The sequence below is a fragment of the Methylobacterium sp. Leaf113 genome, assembly GCF_001423325.1.
Classification (GTDB): Bacteria; Pseudomonadota; Alphaproteobacteria; order Rhizobiales; family Beijerinckiaceae; genus Methylobacterium.
Window position 1 is genome coordinate 35497 of record NZ_LMNJ01000008.1, and the last position, 26094, is coordinate 61590.

A 26094-nucleotide genomic window follows, 5' to 3' on the forward strand; every position below is an offset into this window, starting at 1 on the left:
CGTTCCGGGGCGCGAACCGGTGCCCGAACCCGTTCTCATACATTCAGTTTCGCACAGCCATGGGCCGAGCTGCTTCGGGGCTCGGCGGTCTGCTTGACCAAACGACAACAGAGGGATCCCACCATGGGTAAGGTTATCGGTATCGACCTCGGCACCACCAATTCCTGCGTGGCCGTCATGGAGGGCACGCAGCCCAAGGTAGTCGAGAATTCGGAAGGTGCGCGGACCACGCCGTCCATCGTTGCCTTCACCGACGAGGGCGAGCGACTCGTCGGCCAGCCGGCCAAGCGCCAGGCGGTTACGAACCCCGAGCGCACCTTCTTCGCCATCAAGCGTCTCGTCGGTCGTACGTATGACGACCCGATGACGCAGAAGGACAAGGGCCTGGTTCCCTACGCGATCGTGCGCGGCGACAACGGCGACGCCTGGGTCGAGGCAGACGGCAAGAAATACTCGCCGTCGCAGATCTCGGCCTTCACCCTTCAGAAGATGAAGGAGACGGCAGAGGCGCACCTCGGGCAGCCCGTGACCCAGGCCGTGATCACCGTGCCGGCCTACTTCAACGATGCCCAGCGTCAGGCCACCAAGGATGCCGGCAAGATCGCTGGTCTCGAAGTGCTGCGTATCATCAACGAGCCCACCGCGGCGGCCCTCGCGTACGGCCTGGACAAGAAGAAGGCCGGCACCATCGCGGTCTACGATCTTGGCGGTGGCACCTTCGACGTCTCGATCCTTGAGATTGGCGACGGCGTGTTCGAGGTGAAGTCCACCAATGGCGACACCTTCCTCGGCGGAGAAGACTTCGACAACCGCGTGGTCGAGTACCTGTCGGCGGAGTTCAAGCGTGAACAGGGCATTGACCTGACCAAGGACAAGCTCGCGCTTCAGCGCCTGAAGGAGGCGGCTGAAAAGGCGAAGATCGAGTTGTCTTCGGCGACGCAGACCGAGATCAACCTGCCCTACATCACGGCCGACGCTTCGGGACCGAAGCATCTCGCCCTGAAGCTCAGCCGCGCCAAGTTCGAGTCGCTCGTGGATGATCTCGTCCAGCGGACGATCGAACCATGCCGCAAGGCGCTCAAGGATGCGGGTGTTTCGGCGTCCGAGATCGATGAGGTCGTTCTCGTCGGCGGCATGATCCGCATGCCGAAGATCCAGGAAGTCGTGAAGTCGTTCTTTGGCAAGGAGCCCCACAAGGGCGTCAATCCGGATGAGGTCGTGGCGATCGGTGCTGCCGTCCAGGCCGGCGTGCTTCAGGGCGACGTCAAGGATGTGCTGCTCCTCGATGTCACGCCGCTGTCGCTCGGCATCGAGACCCTTGGAGGCGTCTTCACCCGCCTGATCGACCGCAACACCACGATCCCGACGAAGAAGTCCCAGACCTTCTCGACGGCCGAGGACAATCAGAACGCGGTCACGATCCGGGTCTTCCAGGGCGAGCGCGAGATGGCGGCCGACAACAAACTGCTCGGCCAGTTCGACCTGATGGGCATTCCCCCGGCGCCGCGCGGCATGCCGCAAATCGAGGTGACGTTCGACATCGACGCCAACGGCATCGTCAACGTGACAGCCAAGGACAAGGCGACGAACAAGGAGCATCAGATCCGGATCCAGGCCTCGGGCGGCCTGTCGGATGCCGACATCGAGCGGATGGTGAAGGACGCCGAAGCAAACGCCGAGGCCGACAAGAAGCGCCGCGAACTGGTTGAGGTGAAGAACCAGGGTGAGAGCCTCGTCCATGCCACCGAGAAATCGGTGAAAGAATATGGCGACAAGGTCTCGTCCGACGACAAGGGTGCCATCGAGACTGCGATCACCGCTCTGCGGACCGCTCTTGAGGGCGAGGACGTCGAGGTCATCAAGGCGCGCACCACCGATGTGATGCAGGCTTCGATGAAGCTCGGCGAGGCAATGTACGCCGCCAACCAGGCCGGTGAGGCGGGTGCCGCACCGGGCGCCGACGAGGCGAAGAAGGACGACGTCATCGATGCCGACTTCCAGGAAGTCGATGACAAGGACCAGAAGAAGCGGGCATAACGCCTGCATCTGAAAGCGGGGCCGGAGCGATCCGGCCCCGTGTCATGTCCGGGTCCCTTCCACGTGTGCGATGGGGTCGGGACAGCGCTCCTGCAATCATGAAGACGGCGCGGTCCCGTTGGATCGGCGCGCCGGGGGACTTTGAGGACGGGAATGTCGAAGCGGGACTATTACGAGATTCTGGGCGTCTCCAAGACCGCAACCGACGGCGAGATGAAGATCGCCTTCCGTAAACTTGCCATGACCTACCACCCGGACCGCAATCCCGGGAATTCGGAGGCCGAGCTCAAGTTCAAGGAAATCAACGAAGCCTATCAGTGCCTTTCGGACGGCCAAAAACGCGCAGCTTACGACCGTTTCGGCCATGCGGCTTTCCAGCAGGGCGGCGGGGGAGGACCCGGGTTCGGCAACGAATTCGGCGACTTCATGTCGGATATCTTCGACAATTTCTTCGGCGACGGTCGCGCGGCTCCGGGAGCAGGACGTGGCGGCGCACGCAGTGGCCCCGCCCGGGAGCGGGGCGCCGATCTTCGGTACAATCTCGAGATTTCCCTGGAGGAAGCCTTCAGCGGCAAGGCCGAGACCATCAAGATGGCCACGTCGGTCACCTGTGAGGTCTGCTCCGGGTCCGGCGCCAAGGCGGGTTCCAAGCCGCGCCCCTGTCAGACCTGCGGTGGATACGGCCGCGTGCGCGCGGCGCAAGGCTTCTTCGCGATCGAACGCACCTGTCCGAATTGCCATGGGCGCGGCGAGGTGATCGACGATCCCTGCACGGCCTGCGGTGGGGCGGGTCGCGTCACACGGGAGCGCACGCTCTCTATCAATGTGCCGGCTGGCGTCGATGATGGACTACGGATCCGCCTCGCCGGGGAGGGCGAGACCGGCCTGCGAGGCGGACCGGCAGGCGACCTCTACGTTTTCCTGTCGATCAAGCCGCACGAGTTCTTCCAGCGGGATGGGGCGGACCTGTTCTGCCGCGTGCCGATCTCGATGGTGACCGCTGCCCTTTCCGGCGAGATCACCGTTCCGGTGATCGACGGCTCGCAGACGCAGGTTCGGATCCCGGCGGGTACCCAGACGGCGAAGCAGTTCCGCATCAAGGCTAAGGGCATGCCGGTGCTTCGCTCACGCGATGTTGGAGATCTCTACATTCAGGTTTTTGTCGAGACTCCGCAGAACCTCTCCAAGCGCCAGCGTGAACTTCTCCAGGAATTCGATCAAACTGCGTCGGATGAGAACCATCCGGAAAGCGCAGGCTTCTTTTCGAAGGTTAAGGACTTCTTCGACGGACTTGGCGGTACCGCCCGTACTTGAGTCATCACAAACCTGCGGATCAAATTGACGCGGCCCCGGTTATCGGATGTGGCGTGCCGGCACCGCCACCCCAATCGTTGTGTGCGCCGGGGTCTGTTCCATGGATGCGCGCTTGACTGCCGAAGAGCTTCGTCGTCTAGCCTTTCCCTCCCACCCGTGATCTGAGGACATAGGGTCTTGCCGCCGCTACGCCGCCCCAGCGCAAAAGCCGACCTCGCCTCCGGTGCCAACCGTACGCGACGGGACCCGCTGGAGGACGAGGCGCGATTTCTACGCTCCTGGTTCGAGCGACCGCTCGTCACCGGAGCCGTGACCCCCTCGGGCAAGATGCTCGCGCGGACCATGGCATCCTATGTCGACCCGCGCGTCACCGGTCCGGTCATCGAACTCGGTCCCGGTACGGGTCCGGTGACGGAAGCCCTGATACGCCGCGGCATCGAACAGGAACGTCTGATCCTGGTCGAGTACAATCCCGATTTCTGCAAGCTTCTCCAGAAACGCTTCCCGCGCGCGACGATCGTCCGTGGTGACGCTTACAACATCCGCGAGACCCTCGGCGCGATGCTGTCGGATAAAGCTGCAGCGATGGTCTCAAGCCTGCCGCTGTTCACAAAACCCCTGGAGCAACGCCTCGATCTGCTCAACGCTGCTCACGCGATGATGCACGCCAGTGCGCCGTTCGTACAATTCACCTATGCTGTGGTGCCGCCCATCCCGGCACGCTGCGATGCCGGCACCTACACGGCGAGCCGATCGAATCGGGTCTGGCTCAACCTGCCGCCTGCCCGCGTCTGGGTCTACCGCCGCCCCTGACCCATACGCCCGGAAGATCAAATCCGAACGGGAGCTGAAGGGCGAGCTGGGGTTGGGTTCAGGGCTTTCCCTCTATCTCCGAGGTGAGAGCGGGAGGCGCCCGCTCGTTCGAGATAGGATCCGACCATGACCACATCCCCCATGGGATTGATGCGGGCCGTCAAGGCCTCAGTCGTGGTGGCTGCCCTCGCGTGCGGCCTCGCGGCCGGAAGTCCGGCCACCGCCATGCCTGCGTTCGCACCCCCTGCCGCTTCGGAGCCGGCTGCGATCAGCACCGTTCAGTACTGGGGTGGGCATGGCGGATGGGGACATCACCGTCACCATGATCGCTACGATGGCGGTCACGAGCGGGGACGCCATCGCGGATGGGGGCACCGCCGTCATGGCTGGGATCATCACGGTGGCTGGGATGAGCGCCGCGGCTGGCATGAGCGCCGGCACCACCATCGTGGCCATGGCCGTTACGAGTACTAAAGCGGCGATTCCAGCTCCCGGCGACTGCGCCCCGTAGAAACCGGGACGTCGTCATCCGGCGATCCGCTCGAGGATGGCGTCGGGCTCTGACATCGGGGCCGGATCGATGCGATAGGCTGCGGACACGGCAATTTCTGCCCGGTCCGCGGCGGTCGCATTGGGCGCATGGATCATCGCGAGCACCTCGCCCCGCTTCACTCGCGCACCGACCCGAGGAAGCCGGGTCAGACCGACCCGAGGGTCGATATCATCCTGGGGGCGAGTTCGGCCCCCCCCGAGCCCGATGACGGCCAGCCCCAACTCGCGGGTGGCCACCGCGGTCACAAACCCACTCGTAGGCGCCGCGATGGTCCGGATAACAGGAGCCACCGGCAGATGGCGCCCCGGACTCTCGACAAGATCGCTCGGGCCTCCAAGCGCGGCGACCATCCGACCGAAGGTTTCGGTCGCACGGCCGGAAGCCAGGGCTTTCTCCAGGGCCGTTACGGCGTCTTTGATATCAGCACGCAGTCCGCCGATCACCAGCATTTCGGCGGCCAGTGCCATGGTGACAGCATGGAACGCAGGCTCCCGTGATTGTCCGGTGAGATAGTCCAGGGTGTAGGCGACCTCCAGGGCATTTCCGGCGGAGGAGGCGAGGGGTGAATCCATATCGGTGATCAGCGCCACCGTGGGCAGGCCGGCGCCGTTGGCGACGGCGACGATGCTGCGCGCGAGTCCTTGTGCCTCGGAACGCTGAGTCATGAAGGCTCCCGAGCCGGTCTTCACATCCATCACCAGACCATCGAGGCCAGCCGCAAGCTTCTTCGAAAGGATGGAGGCGGTGATGAGGTCGAGGGACTCGACCGTGCCGGTGACGTCGCGGATGGCGTAGAGCCGACGATCCGCGGGAGCCAGGTCGGCGGTCTGCCCGATGATGGCGCAGCCGACCTCCGCGGTAACACGCCGAAAGCGGTCGAGATCGGGCGTTGCGTCGTAGCCCGGGATGCTCGCGAGCTTGTCGAGGGTGCCACCGGTGTGGCCGAGACCACGGCCCGAGATCATGGGCACATAGCCGCCGCAAGCCGCCACCATCGGCGCAAGCGCGAGGCTGACGGCATCTCCGACGCCCCCAGACGAGTGCTTGTCGAGAACGGGCCCGGGCAAATTCCAGTGCAGAACCGTGCCCGAGCGGGTCATGGCTTGGGTCAGGGCGACGCGCTCCGCCCGCGAAAGCCCCCGGAAAAACACCGCCATGGCGAAGGCCGCCGCCTGTCCCTCGGTGACCCGCCCGTCGATCAGGCCGGCGATGAAGTCGGCAATGTCTTCGGACGGGAGTTCGCCGCCATCGCGCTTCGCCCGGATCAGTTCCTGCGGCAGCCTCATCGGGCCGGCTCTCCGCATGCCGACACCAGTGCGGCATGCAGACTGCTGGCGCCGAGACGGACAGTGCGGGGCGAGACCCAGGCGGGTCCCATGATGCGATCGGCGAGTGCGAGATAGCGACCGGCATCGGCGACGCTGCGCAATCCGCCCGAGACCTTGAGCCCGACAGAGCGCCCATCTGCCCGGTCCCGGATGGCGAGAAGCATCGCTTCGGCCGCTTCGGGCGTAGCGGAAACCAGACTCTTACCCGTTGATGTCTTGAGAAAATCCGCGCCGGACTCGATGGCGAGGCGGCTGGCTGCGGTGATCGCCGTCGATGTCGCCAGCTCGCCGCTCTCGAGGATCACCTTGAGCAGTCGGTCGCCATCGCAGACCTCGCGGATGGCGCCGAGCATCGACCGGCATATCCCGGTCTCGCCAGCGAGGAAGCTGCGATAGGGCAGCACGAGGTCGATCTCGTGCGCGCCGTCCGCCAGGGCCTCCGTCGTGTCGTCCACCGCCCGCTCGATATCGTCGCCCCCGGCGGGAAAGTTGATCACGGTGGCGATCCGCACCGGGCTGCCGGCGAGAAGCCGGGCGGCCCGGCTCACGTAATGCGGCCAGACGCAGATGGCGGCGACCCGGCTCGCGCGGGCGTCTCGGCAGAGCGTGTCGATGGCGGCTTCGGAGCAGGACTCGCTGAGATCGGTGAGGTCGAGCAACGGCAGGGCTCGCCGGGCGATGGCGGCATCGTCGGTCATGAGGGCGTCCTTGCGGGCAGGCGGGCCACGAAGGCCGCGACGAGGCGGGCGAGGTCGTCGCCGGCATCAGCGGCGACCGCCTTGGTCTCGGCATGGTGGGGATTGCCGTCGCCGATGCCGGCGCCGAGGTTGGTCACCACCGACACGGCGGCGACGGGCAGGCCGTAGAAGCGGGCCAGAATGACCTCCGGCGCCGTCGACATGCCGACGAGATCGGCGCCGAGGCGCCCGGCCATGCGGATTTCGGCCGGCGTCTCGAAGCTCGGGCCGGAGAACCAGGCGTAGATCCCGGTGTGGAGTACCAGGCCGGATTCTGCTGCTGCGGCAAGGAGATGGTTCCGGAGCGACGCGTCGTAGGCCTCGACCATGGGCACGAAGCGGCCGTCGCTCGGCTCGCCGATGAGGGGGTTGAGGCCCGACAGGTTGATGTGGTCGGTGAGCGTGACGAGACTGCCGGGACCGACCTCGGGCCGCAGCGAACCGGCCGCGTTGGTGAGAAGAAGGGCTTCTGCGCCAAGTACTTGGGCGACGGCGAGGGGCCCCCGCATGATGGCGGCGTCACCCGCCTCGTAGGCGTGCGCGCGGCCCTCGAAGACCAGAACCCGGCGGCCGGCGAGGCGGCCGGCATGCAGGCGACCGCCGTGGCCGCTCACCCCGAGCGCCGGAAAGCCCGGAATCTGCGCGTAGGATACCGAGAGGGTTTCGTCGAGGTCACACACCCAGGCACCGAGTCCGGTCCCGGTCACGATCGCACAGGCGAACGGGCCGCCGAACCCCTGGGCGCGAAGCAGGCCGGCGGCGGCCTCGACGGTCGGCTCGGGCTCACCCATGATCGAGACTCTCGGCAGAGACGAGATTTTCGGGTGAGGCGAGGTTCTCGGGTGAGCCAAGGTTCTCGGGGCCAAACGATTCGGGCAGCAGCGTCCCGAGGGTGAAGGCCGCGCGGATACCCTCGGCATCGGCGACGTGGACCAGAACCGCCGGTCCGGCGAATTCGCGGATGCGCTGGCGGCAGGCGCCGCAGGGTGTCACGAGGCCGGGGCCCGGACCGAGCACCAGGAGTTCGGCGATGGCGCGACCGCCCGCCGCCACCATGGCGGCAATGGCGCCGGCCTCGGCGCAGGTCCCGACCGGATAGGCGGCGTTCTCGACGTTGCAGCCGACATGGACGGCGCCCGAGTCGTCGCGCAGGGCCGCACCGACGGGGAAGCGCGAGTAGGGCGCGTAGGCCCTGGCCTGCGCGGCCCGGGCGGCGTCGAACAGGCGGGCGAGATCCGGGTTCATGAGAGCAGGACGCGGAGCGGCATCCTGAGACTTAAGGCACCAAGTCGCGGGTCTGTCGAGGGTCAGGCGTCATCGACACCGGGCCGCCGCGCTCCTAAGACGGGGCCAGTGGGCGAATGGGCCGGGAGGCGGCAGGATCATGTTGGGACGTTTCGAGCGCGGAGCCTCCGGCGAGGCGGTGGTGGAGTACGGCGACGGCACCATGCGGGTGGTCAAGCCCGGCAGCTTCGTGCGCTGCGCGGTGACCGGCGAGCCGATCGCCCTCGACGCTCTGCGCTACTGGAGCGCGACCCTGCAGGAGGCCTATGCCGGCCCCGAGGCCGCGATGAAGCGCCTCGCCCAGACCGGGCGGCCGGCTTGACGGCGCGGTCGCCTTCGGCCCGCCAGCGGGTGCGGGGGTGACCGATTCGCCCGGTTGCCGAGCCCCAGCAACCCCGTGATCACGGACGGTCTGCGTCGAGCCCCCCATCGCTTCAGGCGGATGGCGTGTGAAGCTCGGCCGCGACGAGGTCGATGAACCGCCGCACCTTGGAGGCCAAATGGCGGCGGCTGGGGTAGAGCGCACAGATCGGGATGGGTGGGGCGGCGTAGTCTGAGAGGACGACGCGCAGGCGGTCGTTCGCGATATCCTCGTCGACGACGTAGCTCGGCAGGTAGGCGAGGCCGGCTCCGGACAAAGCGGCATCGCGCAAGGCCTCGCCGCTATCGAGCGCGAGCCGCGCACGGGGCCGGATCGCGATCGTCTTGCCCTCGGCGACGAAACGCCAGGCCCGGTGCCGCCCGGCGCTGAGATAGCTCAGGCAGGTCTGCTCGGTCAGGTCGTCCGGGTGCCGGGGCAGCGGCCGCGTGGACAGGTAGCCCGGGCTTGCCACGACGAGGTCCTGCTGGCGCGTCAACGTCCTGGCGATCAGGGTCTTGGCGATCAGGCTGCCGTTCTCGCGCGGATCACCGATCCGGATCGCCAGATCGTAGCCGTCGTCGATGATGTCGTTGACCCGGTCGGTGAGACTGACCTCCGCACGCAGCTTCGGCCACGCCGCCAGGAACCGGTTGAGCACGGGCAGAACCACCACCCGTCCGAAGGTCGCCGGGGCCGTGAGGCGGAGGATGCCCTGCGGTTCGCCGCCCCCCTCGGCCAGCGACAGTTCCGCATCCTCGAGATCCGAGAGGATCTGCGTACACCGATCGAGGAAGAGGCGGCCGTCGTCGGTCAGGGCGAGGCTTCGCGTCGTGCGATGGAACAGCCGCACGCCGAGGCGGCTTTCGAGGCGCCCGACGCTCTTGGCGATCCCGGATCGCGTCATCGACCGGAGGCGCGCCGCGGCGACGAAGCTTCCGGCCTCGGCCGCGGCGACGAAGGCTGCGATGTCGCCGACATGCCCGAATGACATCCGCGCCGTTCCATCCCCGCAGTGTTGACGCCCATTCGCCAATCGTCGGCGTATACCGGCCATTCGACGCAATTGACAGCACTTGCGACAAGACTTGCAACAGCACTGGACGGGTGTCTCATGGCCTTCAACGATCTCGTGACCCATCGGCTCGCACAATGGGCCGGCAGCCTGCAGGACCTTGGACCGGTCATCCTCGGCGAGACCCGGGGCGCGACGCTGGAGGAGATCCGTCGCGCCTACATCGACACGATGGCGCAGCATCCGACGCCCGAGGGCGTTCGGATCGAACCCGTCGATATGGGCGGCGTCCCGGGCACCCTGGTGACGCCGGACGACGTCGTCGGCGACCGCGTGCTGTTCTACATCCACGGCGGGGCCTACATCGTCGGAGGACCGGGCGGATATCACGGCCTGGCCGGCGCCTTCGCCAAGGCGATGAAGGCCCGCGTCTACCTGCCGGATTACCGGCTGGCTCCCGAGCATCCCTTCCCGACCCCGATCGACGATACCTTCTCGGCCTATCGCTGGCTGATCGACCAGGGCCAGGACCCGCGTTCGGTCACCGTCGCGGGAGATTCGGCGGGTGGCGCCATGGTGGTCACCGTGATGGTCATGGCGCGCAACGCGGGCGTGCCGTTGCCGGCTGGCGGGGCCGCCCTCTCCCCATGGGCGAACCTGGAGCATACCGGCGCCTCGATGTTCAACCGCGAGGGCCTCGATCCGCTGAACACCAAGGCGGGTCTCGACCTGATGGCCCGGACCTTCCTCGGCGGGGCCTTGCCGAACAGCCCGGAGGCTTCGCCGGTCTTCGCCGACGTTCGCGGATTGCCACCGATCCTGGTGCAGATCGGCGAGGCCGAACTGATGCTCAGCGACGCCATCCGGCTCGCCAGCCATCTCGGCGAGAATCGCGTCCGGGTCTCCCTGGAGATCTGGCCGAACATGTTCCACGTCTGGCACATGTTCCAGGCCGAGCTGGCCGAGGGCCGGGCAGCGATCGGGAACGCCGCCACCTTCCTCGAACAGGCGATCGCCTCGGCGCAGGCCGGATCGTGACCTAACGGTCGAAGGGGCGGGATCGCGTGCCCGCTTCTCTCGCGGGTCGAAGGGCCTAATCGTCGATCGGTCGTGAAGACGCGGATCGACCGTGAACCGTCCCCGAATCTGGCGTTTTGCTTTGTCGGGTCAGGATAACGGGTTTCCGCCGATCCCCGACACATTCTAGCCCGAGGCTCGGCCGAGCAGCGAGCGCAGCTGCGCGAGGAGCGGCGCTTCGTCGGCGAAGGCGAGGGTGACGGGCAGGATGGCGACGCGGGCGGCGAACGGGGCCTCGAGGCGGACGTGGTCCTTCTCGGTGGTGACGAGGTCGGCGCCGAGGCGTCGCGCCTCCGCCGTCAGCGCCGCCGTGTCGGCAGCGGCGTAGGGGTGGTGATCCGCGAAGGCGCGCCGGCCGACGAGGGTGGCGCCGGCCTCGGCGAGGCTCGCGAAGAACTTGTCGGGGCGCCCGATGCCCGCGAAGGCGAGAACGCGCCGACCCGCGAAATCGGCCCCCGGGATCAGGCGGGCGCGGTGGACCGGCAGCCCGCGCGCCCGCGCCGCCTCGGCCACGACCGCGCCGCGCGGGCCGTCGCCGATTAGCACGATCCCGTGGACGTGGCGCCACTGGCGCGACACCGGAACCCGCAGGGGGCCGGCCGGGAAAGGCCGGCCGTTGCCGAGCCCGGCTCCGGCATCGACCACGGCGAGCGACAGGGTCTTGGCCAGGCTCGGGTTCTGGAGGCCGTCATCCATCACGATGACGTCGGCGCCCTCCGCCACGCACAGGCGGGCGCCGGCCGGGCGATCGCGCGACAGGATGGTGGGAGCGGACCGCGCCAGCAGGCGAGGCTCGTCACCGGTCTCGGCCACGGTCTGCATCGTCGGATCGACCCGGATGGGACCGGCGAGGCGTCCGCCATAGCCTCGGGTCAGGAAGGCCGGGCGGGCGCCGAGGTCGCGCAGCAGGGTCGCCAGCGCCAGCGCGGTCGGCGTCTTGCCGGCGCCCCCCAGAGTGAAGTTGCCGATGCACAGGACGGGGCAGGGCGCGGCGGCACCGGGGCGATCCATGCGGGCGGCGGTGTGGCGGCCGTAGAGGGCGCCGAGGGGCGCCAGCAGACGGGCCGCCGGGTGGCCGGGCCGCGCGTCCCAGAAGGCGGGGGGCCGCATCAGTCCGGGCTCACGAGGCGGTCATCGCCGTCAGGGTCATCTGGGCGATGAAGGGGTCGAGCACCGACAGGGTGCGGGCGACCGCGCCCTCGAAGGGCTGGAGTGCGGCGGCGCCGGCCTGGTTCAGCGCCGCAATACGGGGCCGGTCGCCCAGCAGGTCGTCCAGGGTGACGGCGAGGTCGTCGGCATCCAGCACCAGCAGGGCGCCGCCGGCGCCGTCGAGGGCGCGGTAGACCTGGGTGAAGTTGTGGACGTGCGGCCCATGCAGCACAGCGGCACACAGGCGGGTCGGCTCGATCGGGTTCTGCCCGCCATGCGGCACCAGGGAGCCGCCGAGATAGACGATGCGGCTGAGCCGATAGAACAGGCCGAGTTCGCCCAGCGTGTCGGCGACGTAGAGGTCGACGCCCCCGTGCGGGCGCCCGCCCTGCGAGCGCCGGGCGCTGCGCAGACCTTCGGCGCCGGCGCAATCGGCCACGTCGCCGCCACGGTGGGGATGGCGCGGCACGACGATGGTGAGGAGACGGGGCCAGCGCGCCCGCAGGCGGGCATGGGCGCGGGCCGCCATCGCGTCCTCGCCCGGATGGGTGCTGGCCGCGACCCAGACGGGCCGGTCGCCGATAAGATCGCGCAGGTGGGCGAGTTGCTGCCCGTCCGCCGGGGGCACCTCGGAATCGTATTTGAGATTGCCGGCGATCTCGACCCGCGGGGCACCGAGGCGGCGGAAGCGGTCGGCATCCTCGTCGGTCTGGGCGAGGCAGATCGCGATGCGGGCCAGGAGCGCCTCGGCGGTGCGCGGCGTGCGCGCCCAACCCTGGAACGAGCGCTCCGACAGCCGCGCATTGACCAGAAGCAGCGGGATGCCGCGCCGGTGCAGGGACAGGATGGTGTTCGGCCAGATCTCGGATTCGGCGATCAGCGCCAGATCGGGGCGCCAATGGGCGAGGAAGCGCTCGACCCAGCGCGGCGCATCGAGGGGCATGTACTGGTGTACGGCCCCGGCCGGCAGGCGGCGCCCGATCAGGTCGGCCGCGCTGCGCGTGCCCGTCGTGACCAGGACCGAGAAGCCGCGCGCGATCATGCCGTCGACGAGGCCGACCAGGGACAACGCCTCGCCGACGCTCGCCCCGTGCATCCAGACCAGACGCCCGAGGGGGCGGGCCCGGCCCGGCAGGCCGCGCCGCTCGGAGAGGCGGCCGCCATCCTCCTTGCCCCGGCGGGCGCGCCAGCCGAGCAGGCCCACCAGCGCCGGCTCGCCGAGATAGAGGCCGTAGCGGTAGGCCCCGAGGAGCGCCGTGAGGGGCGGGGCCTTCGCCATCGCCTTCATGCGGGCGTCCCGGCGCGGGGTTCGGCCGCGCCCCGGTCCGGATGGGTGACGCGGTCCGGATGGGTCACGCGATCATGGGGTCCGACGCGGTCGGGGCGGCCGACCAGGGTGTAGGCGCGGTCATGAACCCGGTTCATCTCGGCCTCCAGCTGCCGGCGCAGTGTTTCGAGGACATCGGGCGCGACGTCGCGGGGCACGACGATCGGGTCTCCGAACACCATCGCGCCGCGGCCGAAGGGCAGGCCGAGGCAGGCCCGGTCCCAGCTGTTGAAGCGCCAGTGCCGGCTCGTCACCACCGCCACGGGAATGATCGGCCGGCCGGAAAAGCGCGCCAGGGTGAGGATGCCGGCATCGGCGCGGCGCGAGACCTTCGGCACGTCGGCGCTGAAGGCGACCGATTCGCCGTCCTTCAAGGCCCGCAGCATGGCGCGCAGGCCCTCGGCCCCGCCCTTCGCCTTGGCGTCCCGCAGCACGCGGCCGCGCGCGCCCGAGGCCCGGATGACCCGCACGCCCATCCGGGTGAGCGCGATGGCGTTGATGTTGCCGTCGGCCGACCGGGAAATGATGGTGGCGATCCGGTCGTGCGGCCGGCGCATGAACGAGATCATCGTGTGCTGGCCGTGCCACATGCCGGCGATGAAGGGGCTGTGCCGGTCGAGCCAGGCATCGGGGCCGGCCGGCTCCACGGTGAAGCGGTTGGTGCGGCGGACCAGGCGCAGGTAGCCGCCGGCGAGGATGCCGAGGGCCTGCTGGACCGCCGGCGCGCGGCCGATGCGTTTGACGAGGCTCATCACTTCGCTTTCGCGGCGCCGAGGGGCCGGTCGCGGAGCCGTCCCGCGCCTTGCGGCGACGACCGGGACGGACGGGCAGCCGGCTGTCTAGCTCCGATCGCCGGACCGGTGCAACGCCGCGGGAAGGCCGAAACCTTCGCTTTGGGTGACAGAAAGGGGCATCCGGCGCTTGTTTGGAGCCGTTCCAATCTATAGATTGGAATCGATCTAAACAGGTCGCGAGGCCGGAGAGGATGCACGCGATGACGATGTCACAGGCCCACGGAGTCGCGGGATCGGCGGCGCCGCTCGACCCCGCAGCGGCCGAAGCGCACCGGGCTTTCGTGCTGCGCTACGTCCAGCCGGGCCTCGCCGGGCTGATCGACGGCTCGGTCTCGACCCTGGCGCCGATCTTCGCCGCCGCCTTCGCGACCCACAGCAACGGGGCGACCTTCCTGGTGGGGCTCGCCGCCTCGATCGGGGCCGGCATCAGCATGGGCTTCACCGAGGCGCTCTCGGATGACGGGCAGATCACCGGGCGGGGCACGCCGTGGATGCGCGGCCTCGTCTGCGGGGTGATGACCACGCTCGGCGGTCTCGGCCACACGCTGCCCTACGCGATCCCGGACCGGTGGCCGAACGCCTTCGGCCTCGCCACCGCCCTGGCAATCGTCGTGGTGGTGGTGGAGCTGCTGGCGATCGCGGCCATCCGCACCCGCTACATGGCGACGCCGTTCTGGCGCGCGGCGATGCAGGTGGTTCTCGGCGGCGCCCTGGTGCTGCTGACCGGGATCGCCATCGGCAGCGCGTGAGCCTTGGGGCAAGAGCCTTGGGGGCAAGAGTCTCGGGGCGAGCAAAGCCGTGAGCCCCGGGGCGGGTGGCGAATCGCCCCGCGAGGGTTGACCCTCGGGGCCGGATGAGGCGATGCGGAACCCCGAAATCCCGATCATCGATCGTGCACCGGGGGATGATGTTCCGCCTCGCCCACCTGACCGACCCCCATGTGGGACCGCTGACGCGCCCGCGCCTGCGCCAGCTCCTCAGCAAGCGCGCCACCGGCTACGTGAACTGGCAGCGCGGCCGCAAGGACGCGCACGACATGGAGGTGCTGGCCGCCCTGGTGGCCGACCTCCAGGCCCAGGCGCACGACCACATCGCCTGCACCGGCGACCTGTGCAACATCGGTCTGCCGAGCGAATGGTCGACCGCCAAGGTCTTCCTCGAAGCGCTCGGCACGCCGGACGCGGTGAGCTTCGTGCCGGGCAACCACGACGCCTACGTGCGCGGCTCCCTCGAAGGGCTGCTCCTCGCCTGCGGGGCCTGGACCACGGGCGACGACGGCACGCACGGGCACTTCCCCTACCTGCGCCGGCGCGGGCCTGTCGCGCTGATCGGATTGTCCTCGGCGGTTCCGACCAAGCCCCTGATGGCGAGCGGGCGCCTCGGGCCGCAGCAGATCGCCGCGACCGAGGCCCTGCTTCGGGCGCTCGGGGCCGAGCCCGAGCCCCCCTTCCGCGTCGTGATGATCCACCATCCGTCGCATCCCGGCGGCACCTCGTCCGGGCGGGAATTGAAGGATGCGGGCGCGTTCACCGCCATGGTGGCACATGCGGGGGCGGAGTTGATCCTGCACGGGCACAACCACGTCCGCAGCGTGGCGTTCGTGGCGGGGCCGGGCGGCCGGTCGATCCCGGTGGTGGGCGCCGCCTCGGCCTCGGCTCGGGGCGATGCGCGGCACCACCGCGCGAGCTACCACCTCTATACGATCACCCGCGCGGCGGCGGGCTACACCGTCGCCGGCATGGAGCGGGGCCTGACCGAGGCCGGCACCATCGCGGATCTCGGACCCCTGGCACTGGTCCGGGCCTGAGGCGCCCGGTGCCGGGTCGAGGGGGCGTCAGGCGTCTTCCAGCACCGGCTCCTCGGCCAGATTCTCCCGGTAGCGCTCCGCCTGGAGGAGCGTCAGACCGCTCACCAGCACGGCCTCGCCGCGGTAGACCGTGTAGGTGCCGTCATGGGTCGGCTTCACGCGAATCACGTTGGACATGGCTGTCACCTTGTCAAAGGAGGTTAATCGCGAGTTGATTTGGAGCGAGCCGGAACCTTAATCCGCCGTTCAGACTACGCAAGTGATTGGCCGGACATATTCAGTATTTCGATCCCGCATCGCAGCGACGACGCCTGAGGAAAGTCACCCGTCGGGCGAAAACCGCAACGTCCTCAACGAACCACTACGCTTGCACCGCAGCACCGATGGCGGGGGATGACGGACTCGCCGATCGTGCGGCTGGCTCTGCCCGGGGTGCGTGGGACCGGAAGCGATTCGCGGATCCGCCTCGTCGACGGAGGAACCGCCTCTACCGGCCGAGGGTGGATTCGAGGAAGTCGCTGATCTTGCGCAGGTAGGCCTGGAGCCCTTCGACCTCCGCCTCGGCCTTGCGCACCTGGCGCCGGGCCTCGTGGGCGGCCTGTTCGGCCTCGCGGCGCGCCATCTCGGCCTCGCGCGCCCGAAGCTGGGCCTCGCGCGCCAGCAGCTCCGATTCCATGGCCTGACGCCGCCACTCGGCCGCCTCGGCGCGGGCCTGGGTCAATTCGACCTCCCGTTCGGCCCGCTCCCGGTGGGTGAGGACGATCAGGTCCCGGGCCTGGGCCGAGATGCTGTCCACGCGCCGATGCAGGAGCCGGATGGTCTCCATGCTGCGCTCGACCAGCCGCAGGGTGGTGGCGCCGAGAACCGAGCTTGGGGGCGCCGCCTCGTAGGGCACCAGCGCCTGCGAGCGCGACAAGTCCCGAACGCCCTCGCGCGCGGCCTCCTGCGCGAGCGCAGGGGCCAGGGCAGGAGCAAGGGCAGGAGCGAGAGACTGGGCGTCGGCGTCCTGAAGGACGACCATCGGGGCGAGCACGGTGCCCATCAGCGGCGATCGAGCAGGGGAGGCGGCTGCGGACATGGTGGCACGGACCCGTTTTCGGGAGGGTCGAGCGCGCGGGGCGGAGTGGCCTGGCGCGGTTCAACGGGAGCCGGTCGGGACCGGACCGGGGCGAACAGGATCAGGCGGCGGAACTCGTGGCCTGCGCCGCCGGCGGGGCGGCCTTTCGGGTGAAGCCCTCCACCACGGCATCGTGCAGGCGCGCCAGCCATTCCTCGGCCTCCTCGGCCCGGCGCTCCGCCTGCTCGGCCCGGGATTGGGCGGCGGCAACCTGCGCTTCGAGAGCCGAGGCCCGCTCCAGGGCGCGCGTCACGGTGCGCTCGAGTTCCTGTTCCAGCTCGGCCGCCCGCTCCTCGCTGATGCGGATCGCGGCCGTGGCCTCGTGGATGAGATCGAGGGAGGCGGACCAGTCCCGTCGCGGGCCAGCCTCGGCGCCGGGCGTCACGTCCCGCATCGCACCGGGCTTCGCCGGCTCCGTGGGCTGAGCCGGTTCGGGCGTGCCGGCCGGACGATGCGGCGTCGGCAGGCTGCGCATCAGCCAGGCCCCGGCGGAAGACGTCTCTCGGTCGCGTAGCGCGGTCTCGGACATGGCTGCTTTCCTGCGCGGGGTGTGCTCGCGCGGCATCGCGGTGGGGTGGAGGAACGGGTCGAGCGGGAGATCCGCCCGGCCGATCGACCGGCGGGCTTACTTCTCGGGCGGGGGCGTGAACGGTCGGACGTTGCTGATCTCGGCGGGGGCAGAGGCTTGCGCTTGGCCCTGAGTTTGGGCGGGCGCGGATTCGGATCGCGCCCCGGCCTCCTCTCCGGCGAAGTTGCGGGCGGAGCGCCGCAGGGCCTCGTGCTGCTTCTGGAGCGAGACCCGGCTCTCGCGGGCGATGTCGAGGGCGCCCTGGGCCAGCTTCCGCTCGGAGCGCTCGTGCTGAAGCTCCTCGATGAGACGATGATTGACGGTCTCGAAATCGGCCCGCTCGACCTCCTGGCGATGGACCAGATGGTCGATCCGGTCGGACAGGCTGGAGACGCGGCCGAGCGCCTGTTCGAGGGCCGCATCCTTGGCCGCCATCGCCTTGGTCAGCATCTCGCAGCGATGCTCGAATTCCGAGCGGGCGCGCTGCATCTCGAGGAAACGCTCGGTCTGGCGGGCGAGATCCGCCTGGGCGCTCTCCAGGCGGCGGTCGAGGGTCACCCGCTCGATCAGGGCCTCCTTGAGCCCGCGCTCGGCCGAGCGGCCGGCCTCGTCGCGCTCGCGCAGCTGGTTGCGCAGCTGCGCGAGCATCTGCTCGGTGCTGGCGAGGCGGCTCGTGCTCGCCTCCGCCCGCATGGCGAGGCTCGCGCGCTCGGTGCGATGATTGGCGACCTCGGCCTCGTACTGGGCCTCGGCTTTCTGCGCGGCGGTGACCTCGGCGGCGAGCTGCTGCTCGACGTTGCGCAGGGCGATGCGGCCGGCTTCGGCCTGCGTCTCGAAGTCCTGCGCTCGTGCGGTCAGCTCGGCCAGCTGGGCGGCCTGGGCCTCGCTGAGGGTCTGGAGCCGCAGATTGTCCCGATCGAGGGCGTGGCGGCTTTCGCGCAGGTCCTGCAACTCGCTGTCCGAGCGGGCCAGCGCCTGATCGAGGGCCTTGGCCTCGCCTCGCAAAGCCTTGCTCTCGCCCTGGAGGGCGCGGGTCTGTTCGGTCTCGGCAAACAGGCGCCGCTCCAGGTTCTCAACCTGCAGGGTCTTGTCGCGCAGGGCGAGGCGCACTTCCTCCGCCGCGGCGTCGCGGGCCTGGAGGCTGGTTTCGAGGTGGTGCAGCTGGATCTTGGCGGCCGACACGTCGTTCGTGGCCACGGCGAGCCGGCCCGTCGCATCGGCGAGGTCGCGCCGCAGGGTCGCGGCATTGGCCTGCTCGACGCCCAGCAGCGTCTCCAGCTCGGCCGTCCGGACCTTGGCCCGGGGCAATTCCTCGGTGATCGCCACGATCGGCACCAGGAGGGCCGAGAAATCCGATTGCAGCGACTTCAGGTCGTCGAGCCGCTCGGACATCTCCGCCACGCGGAAACGCAGGCTCTCGTTGTGCTGTCCCAACGAATCCAGCGACAGGTCCTCGACATGAGGTTCAGGCTCTGAATTGTCGACTTCCTCACCGACCCGCAGAAAGGGTGTCGTGAGTATTGGAGCACGCAACATCGCATCCGTCTGCTCGGGAGACTGCGTCTTGGTCTCACCGGCGGTAAACTTACGGAGCGAGATCCAGCTCATTTCTGTCGTCCATCCCCATCGCGGATCTGCCACGACATAAGGTGATCAAAGTTGCAATTTGCCAGCGCTGTCAATCACGTCAAACCGGATGCGTTAGCAAAATTTTAACGTATGGCTTTTGTGGCGCATGAGGCGCTCGAAGCGCGAACGCTCGGATCGACTTCGTCGATACCAGCGCGAATCTGCCACCCCGCGGGCGAATGCGCAGCGCGGGCGTCGAACATCTAGCGGCGTGCGACGGTGCGGGGCTGGGTCCAGGGCTGGGTCCGGGGCCGGGTCCGCCGCGACGGCAGGGCAGGATTTCGACCCATCCCCGGCGTCATCGATGGGGCCGGAATCACGCAAGCGTGATGCGTCCACGGGGTGACCGGGGCGGCCGCAGCGCAGGCCCGGCGGGCCCAGCGGGTCAGGCTTCGTCGGACTCGGGGTCGGTCGGGCCTGGGAGCGGGGCTGCAAGGCGGCTGAAGTCTCCCCAGGCCTCGCGCGCCGCACGCCAGTCGTTCAGGTTGTCGAGGGGCAGTCGGACCTCCACCACGAGGTCGTCGTCCAGCAGACCCGGAACGATGTCGGTGGTGGCGCCCGGGAAGGTGGCGACGACGATGGCCTGGATACGCCCGAGGCGCGCCATCTGGTCCGCTGTCGGCTCGACGATGATGTGTTTGATGACCCGGATCATGCCCGCTCATCGCACGAGGGAGACGAGTCCGTCAGCCGGACAGCTTGTCCTAGTGGCCGGACGTCTGCTTCGCCGCGTGCCGGCGCAGGTCGAGCCTCATCGCGGCGCGGACGACAAGAGAACCGTCAGGGAAAAGTTGTTGGCGCGCCCACGGGGAATCGAACCCCGGTCTGATCCGTGAGAGGGACCTGTCCTAACCGCTAGACGATGGGCGCGGATCGGAGGGAGGGGCGCGGTCATCGCTGCTGCGATCCGTGCTTCCCGGCCGATGGGCGATCGTATAGCGAGGGTCGCGCGACGCCACAAGGGCCGAAATCGCCTCCGCGTCGCCCAAGCGACATTTTGAACCTCGGAAACGCCGCTTGTCGGGAAAGGAACACCTCGTGTCGGGACAGGAACACCTCGGGCCGGGACAGGACCCGGTTTCGGGACAGGACGTGCTGGATCTCGAAGCCGAGGATCTGGATCACGACGCCCTCGATCAGGACTCCCTCGATCAGGACGTAACCGGCGAGCGCCGCGCGACGATCGCGGAACGCCGCGCGACGATCGGGGAGGAGGCCGCGACCGAGCGCCTCGACCGCGCCCTGGCGCGGATCTTCCCCGACGTCTCGCGCTCGCGCCTGCAGGATCTCGTCAAGGCCGGGCAGGTCCGCCGCAACGGCGCCGTCAGCCTGGACCCGTCCGTCAAGGTCGGCCCCGGCACCGAACTCGCCGTGACCATCCCCGAGGCGGTGGCGCCGGAGCCGCGCGCCGAATCCCTCGACCTCGTCATCGTGTACGAGGACGACGACCTCATCGTCATCGACAAGCCGGCGGGCCTCGTCGTCCACCCGGCGCCCGGCCATGAATCCGGGACCCTGGTGAACGGGCTCATCGCCCATTGCGGCGACAGCCTGTCGGGCATCGGCGGCGTACGCCGGCCGGGCATCGTCCATCGCCTCGACAAGGACACCAGCGGCCTGCTGGTGGTGGCCAAGAACGACCTCGCCCATGCGGGGCTGACGGCGCAGTTCGCCGATCACGGCCGCACCGGCCCGCTCGAGCGGGCCTATCTGGCCCTGGCCTGGGGCGTGCCCGAGCCGCGCGTCGGGACCATCGAGGCGAATCTCGCCCGCAGCGTCCGCAACCGCGAGAAGATCGCGGTGGTGCGCGGGGATGGCGGTCGCCACGCCATCACGCATTACCGGGTGGAGACGGTTCTGGGCACCGAGGCCCCGGTGGCGCTGGTGCGCTGCATGCTGGAGACGGGGCGCACCCATCAGATCCGCGTGCATCTGAGCCACCGGGGCCATCCGCTCCTGGGCGATACGGTCTATGGGGGTGCCTTCAAGACCAAGGCGAGCCGGCTCACGCCGGAGGCGCGCCTGGCCCTCGACACTCTGGGCCGGCAGGCCCTGCATGCCAGCATGCTGGGATTCGCCCATCCGCGCACCGGCGAGACCCTGCATTTCGAGAGCCCGCTGCCGCCCGACATGACCGACCTGATCGCGCAATTGAGCGCAAAACGCTGAGCTTCGGCCCGTAGCGGCATGGCCACAGTCAAGCCGGTGCGGGCGTGCGCCAGGACACGGCGGGCTGCGGCCATTCGTGTCATCACAGACCCAACCGAGGTCCCGCGCGTTGAAGACGAACTCGCCCTGCGCGTCGCCTTCCCGAATCCCCCGGTTTCCCGCTAGACTAGGGAATCGGACGGTCGGCTCAAGGGAGCGGCGGTTCGCCCGGACCGCCCCGCTGGGGGTCCTTTCAAGGAGGTAAGATCATGGCCGGCGCATTGCCAGTGCTCGCCACCGAGGGTGGCCTCTCCCGCTACCTCGACGAGATCCGCAAGTTCCCGATGCTCGAGCCGAACGAGGAGTTCACGCTCGCCAAGAACTGGCGCGAGAAGGGCGACCGGAACGCCGCGCATCGTCTGGTGACGTCCCATCTCCGCCTCGTGGCCAAGATCGCCATGGGCTATCGCGGCTACGGGCTGCCGATCGGCGAAGTCGTGTCCGAGGGCAATGTCGGCCTGATGCAGGCGGTCAAGCGCTTCGAGCCCGACAAGGGCTTCCGTCTGGCCACCTACGCCATGTGGTGGATCAAGGCGGCGATCCAGGAATACATCCTGCGCTCGTGGTCGCTCGTGAAGATGGGCACCACCGCCAACCAGAAGAAGCTGTTCTTCAACCTGCGCAAGGCCAAGGGCCGCATCTCGGCGCTCGACGAGGGTGACCTCAAGCCGGATCAGGTCGCCCAGATCGCCGTCAAGCTCGGTGTGCCCGAGCAGGAGGTGATCGACATGAACCGGCGCCTGTCGGGCGACACCTCCCTCAACGCGCCCCTGCGCGAGGAGGGCGAGGGCGAGTGGCAGGACTGGCTGGTGGATAACAGCCCGAGCCAGGAGACCGTGCTGGCGCGCGAGGAGGAGGGGCAGAACCGCCTCTCGGCCCTGCGCGACGCGCTCTCGGTGCTCAACCCGCGGGAGCGCCGGATCTTCGAGGCCCGTCGCCTCGCCGACGATCCGATCACCCTGGAGGACCTGTCCGGCGAGTTCGGCGTCTCGCGCGAGCGCGTCCGCCAGATCGAGGTCCGGGCCTTCGAGAAGATTCAGGAAGCGGTCAAGCGCAACCTGGCGACCCGCGAAGCTCCCCGGGCCGAGTTGCACGCCTGAGGCGGTCCCCGCCGTCGCATGGACTTCGAAAAAGGCCCCCGTCAGCGATGCCGGGGGCCTTTCTCAATTCCAACGGTTAATGGAGCGGCATCAGGCTCCGCGCCCGGCCGGCCCTAGCGCCACTGGTCGAAGGCGTTCTGCAGCACCTGGGTGCCGGCGGTCCCCTTCTCGAAGGCCACGATCCCGCGCGGACCGGAGGCGAACTTGAGGGTGATGTCGAACCAGTTCTTGTGCAGCAGGATGTCGGTGTTGCGCTCGATGTCGTTGGGCAGCGACGAGAGCCCGATCAGGAACAGGTTTTCGCGGACCCGGACCGGCAGACCGGAGACCGGGGAGCCGCGCGCACCCTCCTCGTCCTTGCCCTGGAGCAGGCCGATATCCTGCACGTTGTGGCGCGCGCCGGCCGGGCCGCTCGGCGTGAAGGCGAGTTCGATGGTGTGGGAGGCCGGCAGGGTCGCGTCGAGGTTGCGCCGCAGGGTCATCGCCAGGGTGAGGCCCGCATCCGGAAACTCGGCCGTGGCCCTCACGACGGTCTCCAACGGCTGGCCCTGCTCGCCCGGCACGGTGTCGAGGCGCCAGACCACCCGGCCCTGGGTCGCGCTGGGCGCCGCGTTGGCGCCGCCGCCGACATTCTCCTCATAGAGCACCGCCCGCTGGGTCACCGCGAGGTCCGGCTGGGCCTGCGACGGGGCGGCGGGCGTCGGTGCCGTGGGAACGCTCGCCGGGCGACGGGCCGGCGCGGCGCGCTCGGCCGGCGCCGCATCGCCGCCGACGCGGTCGGCGAACTTGGAATCCGCGCCGTCCTGGGCCCCGTCCTGCTGCTCGGTGGCGATCGGCTGGAGGTCGGCCGGCTTGTCGCGCAGGAGGAAGGCGGCGACCGCGATGAGACCGATCACCGCGATCAGGATGCTCCCCACCAGCACGTTGCGCAGGAGGCGGGAGCGGCCGGTGCGCGGACCGACCACCGCGATGCGGGGCCGCTGGCGCTGGCCGTTCCCGTCGACCACCAGGGTGTCGGCGGAGGCCTCCTCGGAACCGGGCGTCGGCTCGGTCCCCTCGGCATCGGCGTCAGGCCCCAGGAAGGGCGGCGTCTTGGACTTGCGCGGCTGGATGCGGACGGGGGGCGGCACCACGTCCGGCGCGGCCGATCCCGCGCCGGGCGGCGGCGCGGGCAGGAACGGCTCCGGCGGGGAACTCGGCGCGACCTCGGGGGACGGTTCCGGTGCGCGCGCGGCTGGCGGGCTCAGGGGCACGCCGAGATTCGGCGGCGGAGCGGGCGGCAGGGTCGCCGCCGGCGGCGCCGGCTCGGAAGATCTTACCTGAGAAGGCCTTGCCTGGGGAGGACGTGGCTCCGGCGGGGACGCTTCCGGCAACGACGCTTCCGGGAGATCGCTCGCATCGTTGGCCGGGCTCGGCAGGAAGGGCTCCGGTTCCGGGGTCGGCGGTTCCGGCTCGGGCGGTGCCGACGCGACGCCGCCATGGTCGCGCTCCAGCCGCAGGATCGCCGCCTCGAGGGCGTTGCGCTCGAGGTCGATGTCGTCCTCGGACAGGGGTGGATCGAGGGAGCGGAGCTGCCCGATCAGGGCCCCGCGCGCCCGCTCGTAGACCGCCTGGCGCAGGGCCAGGGAGCGGTCGGGCATGGCGTCGAGCGCCCGTGCGAGCAGTGGATAATAGTCGGCCATCGTGCCTCAGATCCGCCTTCTCGCCGGCGGCCGGCCGGCCGCGTCGTCCGGCTCTCCCCCGATCGGAGGGACGCCGCGCGGCCGAACGGCCATCGAGACCGCATCATCCCCACGCGATCGCCCGTGCATCAAGCGGAAACCGCCTCAATCCTCGAAGGGGTTGTGCATGAGGATGGTGTCGTTGCGCTCCGGCGAGGTCGAGAGCAGCGCCACCGGCGCGCCGATCAGCTCCTCGATCCGGCGCACGTACTTGATCGCCTGGGCTGGCAGGTCGGCCCAGGAGCGGGCGCCGGCCGTGGTGCCCGACCAGCCCTCGATGGTCTCGTAGATCGGCTCGACCTTGGCCTGGGCCGCCTGGTTGGCGGGGAGATGGTCGACCACCTGCCCGTCGAGGCGGTAGCCGGTGCAGACCTTGATGGTCTCGAACCCGTCGAGGATGTCGAGCTTGGTCAGGGCGATGCCGTCGATGCCGGAGGTCCGCACGGTCTGGCGCACCAGCACCGCATCGAACCAGCCGCAGCGCCGCTTGCGTCCGGTGTTGACGCCGAACTCGCGGCCCTTGGCGCCGATGGTCTCGCCGATCTCGTCGAACAGCTCGGTGGGGAAGGGGCCTTCGCCGACGCGGGTGGTGTAGGCCTTGGCGATGCCCAGCACGTAGCCGATGGCCGAGGGACCCATGCCGGAGCCCGTCGCGGCCTGGGCGGCGACGATGTTCGACGAGGTCACGAACGGATAGGTGCCGTGGTCGACATCCAGGAGGGCGCCCTGGGCGCCCTCGAACAGGATGCGCTTGCCGGCACGGCGCTCGTCGTCGAGGAGCTTCCACACCGTGTCGGCGTAGGGCAGGATCGTCGGCGCGATCGCCTTCAGCTCGGAGAGCAGCGCGCCCGCATCGACCTCGGCGATGCCGAGGCCCCGGCGCAGGGCGTTGTGGTGGGTCAGCACCCGCTCGATCTTGGCCTCGAGGGTGTGCTCGTCGGCGAGATCGACCACCCGGATGGCCCGGCGGCCGACCTTGTCCTCGTAGGCGGGGCCGATGCCGCGCTTCGTGGTGCCGATCTTGAGACCCGCGTTGGAGGTCTCGCGGAAATGGTCGAGCTCGCGGTGCAGCGGCAGGATCAGGGTGGCGTTGTCGGCGATGCGCAGGGTGCGGGGCGAGATCTCGACGCCCTGGGCCTGGAGCCGGGCGATCTCGTCCACGAGGTGCCAGGGATCGACCACGACGCCGTTGCCGATCACCGAGAGCTTGCCGCCGCGGACCACGCCGGAAGGCAGCAGCGCCAGCTTGTAGGTCACACCGTCGACCACGAGGGTGTGGCCGGCATTGTGACCGCCCTGGAAGCGGACCACCACGTCGGCCTGCTCGGAGAGCCAGTCGACGATCTTGCCCTTGCCTTCGTCACCCCACTGGGCGCCTACGACGACGACGTTTGCCATTCACTCAAGACCTGTGCGTGCCCGCGCGAAAGCGGCCCGACCTGTCGGGCGGACCGTTTTCGCTGTCCTCGGGTCTTTCCGCGATCCGTGGGCGGAAATCAAGCAAGCCGCCCGTTCCTGCTTGGATAGGCGGGCTTAAAATAGGCGGCTTGGATAGGCGGCTGGGAAGGACGGGTATGACCGTTCAGCGCGCCTCGGTGCCGGGCTGGCGGCCCGGCAGGTCTCCGGGCTTGATCACCGGCATGCCGCCGGGATTCGGATCGGGCGGCGTCACCACCATGCCGGGGGCCGCGTTGCCGGGCGGCTTGATCACGCCGTCGCTCTTCTCGAGGCGATCGCTGAGGGTGCCCTTGTCCCCCGACCCGTTGGTGCCGGGCGCGTTCTGCCCCGAGGAATCATCGGATGGCCGGATCTTGTCCGGGATGGTCTGGTTCGGCGGCGGCAGGGCCGGGTCGGTGTCGCGGCCCTTCAGGGGCGCGTCGGGGGACTGGGCGAAGGCAGCGCCGGCGATCAGGCCGAAGCCGACCGCGAGGGTGAGGATCGAGCGCATAGAATCTCCCTGTCTCGGATGCGAGGTTCGAGGGAGAACAGAGCCGGGTACGGAAGCGTTCCTGCCGTATCGGTCCTGTGATGGGAGGATGATCCTGTGCGGAGGCGAATGCCTCTCGGAGCCGATGCAAAGGTTCGAACGATCATCCGCGTCCCTCTCGCCGCTGCGGGAGAGGGTGGCCCGCGAAGCGGGTTGGGTGCGGGGAAGCAC

Annotated in this window: 25 protein-coding genes, 1 tRNA gene and 1 pseudogene; 10 read left to right on the forward strand and 17 right to left on the reverse strand. The window is 69.4% G+C overall.

Annotated features, from left to right (window positions below):
* Nucleotides 1-123: 123 nt before the first annotated feature.
* From dnaK to ASF60_RS24295, 4 genes are all read left to right on the forward strand, one after another.
* On the forward strand, nt 124-2037 hold the full coding sequence (gene dnaK / locus ASF60_RS07385) for a molecular chaperone DnaK (RefSeq protein WP_056182767.1): 1914 nt from the start codon (nt 124-126) through the stop codon (nt 2035-2037).
* A 153-nt stretch (nt 2038-2190) separates the two neighbouring features.
* Nucleotides 2191-3351 (forward strand): molecular chaperone DnaJ, encoded by a 1161-nt coding sequence (gene dnaJ, locus ASF60_RS07390; protein WP_056182770.1) that lies wholly within the window; start codon nt 2191-2193, stop codon nt 3349-3351.
* Nucleotides 3352-3528: 177 nt separating this feature from the next.
* Nucleotides 3529-4164, forward strand: coding sequence for a class I SAM-dependent methyltransferase (locus ASF60_RS07395; protein WP_056182774.1), 636 nt, complete (start codon nt 3529-3531; stop codon nt 4162-4164).
* Nucleotides 4165-4459: 295 nt separating this feature from the next.
* Entirely contained in the window at nt 4460-4675 is a 216-nt protein-coding gene (locus tag ASF60_RS24295) for a hypothetical protein (RefSeq protein ID WP_056182777.1), read from the forward strand.
* Nucleotides 4676-4689: 14 nt separating this feature from the next.
* Here the strand turns inward: ASF60_RS24295 and deoA are convergent, their stop codons facing one another.
* Genes deoA through ASF60_RS07420 form a run of 4 tightly spaced genes read right to left on the reverse strand, consistent with a single transcriptional unit; the run spans nt 4690 to nt 8027 of the window.
* Nucleotides 4690-6003: a thymidine phosphorylase gene (gene deoA / locus ASF60_RS07405; RefSeq protein ID WP_056182779.1), complete on the reverse strand. Its 1314-nt coding sequence runs from the start codon at nt 6001-6003 to the stop codon at nt 4690-4692.
* On the reverse strand, nt 6000-6743 hold the full coding sequence (deoC, locus tag ASF60_RS07410; protein ID WP_056182781.1) for a deoxyribose-phosphate aldolase: 744 nt from the start codon (nt 6741-6743) through the stop codon (nt 6000-6002). Before deoC ends, deoA begins: the two co-directional genes overlap by 4 nt.
* Entirely contained in the window at nt 6740-7573 is an 834-nt protein-coding gene (locus ASF60_RS07415; protein WP_056182784.1) for a purine-nucleoside phosphorylase, read from the reverse strand. Before ASF60_RS07415 ends, deoC begins: the two co-directional genes overlap by 4 nt.
* Nucleotides 7566-8027 (reverse strand): cytidine deaminase, encoded by a 462-nt coding sequence (locus ASF60_RS07420; protein ID WP_056182787.1) that lies wholly within the window; start codon nt 8025-8027, stop codon nt 7566-7568. Before ASF60_RS07420 ends, ASF60_RS07415 begins: the two co-directional genes overlap by 8 nt.
* A 139-nt stretch (nt 8028-8166) precedes the next feature.
* On the opposite strand from ASF60_RS07420, the gene ASF60_RS07425 reads away from it, so the two are divergent.
* On the forward strand, nt 8167-8388 hold the full coding sequence (locus ASF60_RS07425) for a DUF2093 domain-containing protein (RefSeq protein ID WP_056182790.1): 222 nt from the start codon (nt 8167-8169) through the stop codon (nt 8386-8388).
* Nucleotides 8389-8500: 112 nt separating this feature from the next.
* Here ASF60_RS07425 and ASF60_RS07430 read toward each other — a convergent pair whose 3' ends face one another.
* Nucleotides 8501-9418 (reverse strand): LysR family transcriptional regulator, encoded by a 918-nt coding sequence (locus ASF60_RS07430; protein ID WP_056182792.1) that lies wholly within the window; start codon nt 9416-9418, stop codon nt 8501-8503.
* A gap of 120 nt (nt 9419-9538) precedes the next feature.
* Here ASF60_RS07430 and ASF60_RS07435 point away from each other — a divergent pair, with 120 nt between their 5' ends.
* Nucleotides 9539-10477, forward strand: a complete 939-nt coding sequence (locus ASF60_RS07435; RefSeq protein ID WP_056182796.1) for an alpha/beta hydrolase — start codon at nt 9539-9541, stop codon at nt 10475-10477.
* Between the two features lie 165 nt (nt 10478-10642).
* On the opposite strand, the gene lpxK is transcribed toward ASF60_RS07435, so the two are convergent.
* Genes lpxK through ASF60_RS07450 form a run of 3 tightly spaced genes read right to left on the reverse strand, consistent with a single transcriptional unit; the run spans nt 10643 to nt 13744 of the window.
* On the reverse strand, nt 10643-11626 hold the full coding sequence (gene lpxK, locus ASF60_RS07440) for a tetraacyldisaccharide 4'-kinase (protein ID WP_056182798.1): 984 nt from the start codon (nt 11624-11626) through the stop codon (nt 10643-10645).
* A 10-nt stretch (nt 11627-11636) separates the two neighbouring features.
* Nucleotides 11637-12953, reverse strand: coding sequence for a 3-deoxy-D-manno-octulosonic acid transferase (locus ASF60_RS07445; protein WP_244478359.1), 1317 nt, complete (start codon nt 12951-12953; stop codon nt 11637-11639).
* Complete coding sequence (locus ASF60_RS07450; RefSeq protein WP_056182801.1) at nt 12950-13744, reverse strand: lysophospholipid acyltransferase family protein; 795 nt, start codon at nt 13742-13744, stop codon at nt 12950-12952. The genes ASF60_RS07445 and ASF60_RS07450 overlap by 4 nt, the downstream gene beginning before the upstream one ends.
* Nucleotides 13745-13959: 215 nt before the next feature.
* On the opposite strand from ASF60_RS07450, the pseudogene ASF60_RS07455 reads away from it, so the two are divergent.
* Nucleotides 13960-14535 (forward strand): annotated as a pseudogene (locus ASF60_RS07455) (VIT1/CCC1 transporter family protein); the annotation flags it as partial.
* Between the two features lie 158 nt (nt 14536-14693).
* Nucleotides 14694-15593, forward strand: coding sequence for a metallophosphoesterase family protein (locus tag ASF60_RS07460; RefSeq protein ID WP_056182983.1), 900 nt, complete (start codon nt 14694-14696; stop codon nt 15591-15593).
* Nucleotides 15594-15620: 27 nt separating this feature from the next.
* Here ASF60_RS07460 and ASF60_RS25110 read toward each other — a convergent pair whose 3' ends face one another.
* The 6 genes from ASF60_RS25110 to ASF60_RS07485 form a co-directional block, all read right to left on the reverse strand.
* Complete coding sequence (locus ASF60_RS25110) at nt 15621-15770, reverse strand: hypothetical protein (RefSeq protein ID WP_200935808.1); 150 nt, start codon at nt 15768-15770, stop codon at nt 15621-15623.
* Between the two features lie 310 nt (nt 15771-16080).
* The gene (locus ASF60_RS07465; protein ID WP_156633932.1) at nt 16081-16671 is read right to left on the reverse strand and encodes a hypothetical protein; all 591 of its coding nucleotides are present in this window, start codon (nt 16669-16671) and stop codon (nt 16081-16083) included.
* A 100-nt stretch (nt 16672-16771) separates the two neighbouring features.
* The gene (locus ASF60_RS07470; RefSeq protein ID WP_056182811.1) at nt 16772-17239 is read right to left on the reverse strand and encodes a hypothetical protein; all 468 of its coding nucleotides are present in this window, start codon (nt 17237-17239) and stop codon (nt 16772-16774) included.
* Between the two features lie 96 nt (nt 17240-17335).
* Nucleotides 17336-18712 (reverse strand): chromosome partitioning protein ParA, encoded by a 1377-nt coding sequence (locus tag ASF60_RS07475; RefSeq protein ID WP_156633934.1) that lies wholly within the window; start codon nt 18710-18712, stop codon nt 17336-17338.
* A gap of 580 nt (nt 18713-19292) precedes the next feature.
* A complete protein-coding gene (locus tag ASF60_RS07480; RefSeq protein ID WP_056182816.1) occupies nt 19293-19562 on the reverse strand; it encodes a hypothetical protein in 270 nt (89 codons plus the stop codon).
* A 140-nt stretch (nt 19563-19702) separates the two neighbouring features.
* A tRNA-Glu gene (locus ASF60_RS07485) sits at nt 19703-19777 on the reverse strand.
* Nucleotides 19778-20089: 312 nt separating this feature from the next.
* Between ASF60_RS07485 and ASF60_RS07490 the strand changes: the two genes are divergently transcribed.
* Together ASF60_RS07490 and rpoH are read left to right on the forward strand one after the other, a co-directional pair.
* On the forward strand, nt 20090-21076 hold the full coding sequence (locus ASF60_RS07490; protein WP_056182986.1) for an RluA family pseudouridine synthase: 987 nt from the start codon (nt 20090-20092) through the stop codon (nt 21074-21076).
* 248 nt (nt 21077-21324) lie between these two features.
* Nucleotides 21325-22215 (forward strand): RNA polymerase sigma factor RpoH, encoded by an 891-nt coding sequence (gene rpoH / locus ASF60_RS07495; protein ID WP_056182819.1) that lies wholly within the window; start codon nt 21325-21327, stop codon nt 22213-22215.
* Nucleotides 22216-22328: 113 nt separating this feature from the next.
* Here rpoH and ASF60_RS07500 read toward each other — a convergent pair whose 3' ends face one another.
* The 3 genes from ASF60_RS07500 to ASF60_RS07510 form a co-directional block, all read right to left on the reverse strand.
* Entirely contained in the window at nt 22329-23897 is a 1569-nt protein-coding gene (locus ASF60_RS07500; protein WP_056182822.1) for a hypothetical protein, read from the reverse strand.
* Nucleotides 23898-24041: 144 nt separating this feature from the next.
* Nucleotides 24042-25334: an adenylosuccinate synthase gene (locus tag ASF60_RS07505; protein WP_056182826.1), complete on the reverse strand. Its 1293-nt coding sequence runs from the start codon at nt 25332-25334 to the stop codon at nt 24042-24044.
* Between the two features lie 184 nt (nt 25335-25518).
* Nucleotides 25519-25884, reverse strand: a complete 366-nt coding sequence (locus ASF60_RS07510) for a hypothetical protein (protein WP_056182829.1) — start codon at nt 25882-25884, stop codon at nt 25519-25521.
* Nucleotides 25885-26094: the final 210 nt, after the last annotated feature.

Coding starts and splice junctions, on each gene's coding strand:
- dnaK (WP_056182767.1), top strand. CDS start 124: ATGGGTAAGGTTATCGGTATCGACCTCGGCACCACCAATTCCTGCGTG.
- dnaJ (WP_056182770.1), top strand. CDS start 2,191: ATGTCGAAGCGGGACTATTACGAGATTCTGGGCGTCTCCAAGACCGCA.
- ASF60_RS24295 (WP_056182777.1), top strand. CDS start 4,460: ATGGCGGATGGGGACATCACCGTCACCATGATCGCTACGATGGCGGTC.
- deoA (WP_056182779.1), bottom strand. CDS start 6,003: ATGAGGCTGCCGCAGGAACTGATCCGGGCGAAGCGCGATGGCGGCGAA.
- deoC (WP_056182781.1), bottom strand. CDS start 6,743: ATGACCGACGATGCCGCCATCGCCCGGCGAGCCCTGCCGTTGCTCGAC.
- ASF60_RS07415 (WP_056182784.1), bottom strand. CDS start 7,573: ATGGGTGAGCCCGAGCCGACCGTCGAGGCCGCCGCCGGCCTGCTTCGC.
- ASF60_RS07420 (WP_056182787.1), bottom strand. CDS start 8,027: ATGAACCCGGATCTCGCCCGCCTGTTCGACGCCGCCCGGGCCGCGCAG.
- ASF60_RS07425 (WP_056182790.1), top strand. CDS start 8,167: ATGTTGGGACGTTTCGAGCGCGGAGCCTCCGGCGAGGCGGTGGTGGAG.
- ASF60_RS07430 (WP_056182792.1), bottom strand. CDS start 9,418: ATGTCATTCGGGCATGTCGGCGACATCGCAGCCTTCGTCGCCGCGGCC.
- ASF60_RS07435 (WP_056182796.1), top strand. CDS start 9,539: ATGGCCTTCAACGATCTCGTGACCCATCGGCTCGCACAATGGGCCGGC.
- lpxK (WP_056182798.1), bottom strand. CDS start 11,626: ATGCGGCCCCCCGCCTTCTGGGACGCGCGGCCCGGCCACCCGGCGGCC.
- ASF60_RS07445 (WP_244478359.1), bottom strand. CDS start 12,953: ATGAAGGCGATGGCGAAGGCCCCGCCCCTCACGGCGCTCCTCGGGGCC.
- ASF60_RS07450 (WP_056182801.1), bottom strand. CDS start 13,744: ATGAGCCTCGTCAAACGCATCGGCCGCGCGCCGGCGGTCCAGCAGGCC.
- ASF60_RS07460 (WP_056182983.1), top strand. CDS start 14,694: ATGTTCCGCCTCGCCCACCTGACCGACCCCCATGTGGGACCGCTGACG.
- ASF60_RS25110 (WP_200935808.1), bottom strand. CDS start 15,770: ATGTCCAACGTGATTCGCGTGAAGCCGACCCATGACGGCACCTACACG.
- ASF60_RS07465 (WP_156633932.1), bottom strand. CDS start 16,671: ATGTCCGCAGCCGCCTCCCCTGCTCGATCGCCGCTGATGGGCACCGTG.
- ASF60_RS07470 (WP_056182811.1), bottom strand. CDS start 17,239: ATGTCCGAGACCGCGCTACGCGACCGAGAGACGTCTTCCGCCGGGGCC.
- ASF60_RS07480 (WP_056182816.1), bottom strand. CDS start 19,562: ATGATCCGGGTCATCAAACACATCATCGTCGAGCCGACAGCGGACCAG.
- rpoH (WP_056182819.1), top strand. CDS start 21,325: ATGGCCGGCGCATTGCCAGTGCTCGCCACCGAGGGTGGCCTCTCCCGC.
- ASF60_RS07500 (WP_056182822.1), bottom strand. CDS start 23,897: ATGGCCGACTATTATCCACTGCTCGCACGGGCGCTCGACGCCATGCCC.
- ASF60_RS07505 (WP_056182826.1), bottom strand. CDS start 25,334: ATGGCAAACGTCGTCGTCGTAGGCGCCCAGTGGGGTGACGAAGGCAAG.
- ASF60_RS07510 (WP_056182829.1), bottom strand. CDS start 25,884: ATGCGCTCGATCCTCACCCTCGCGGTCGGCTTCGGCCTGATCGCCGGC.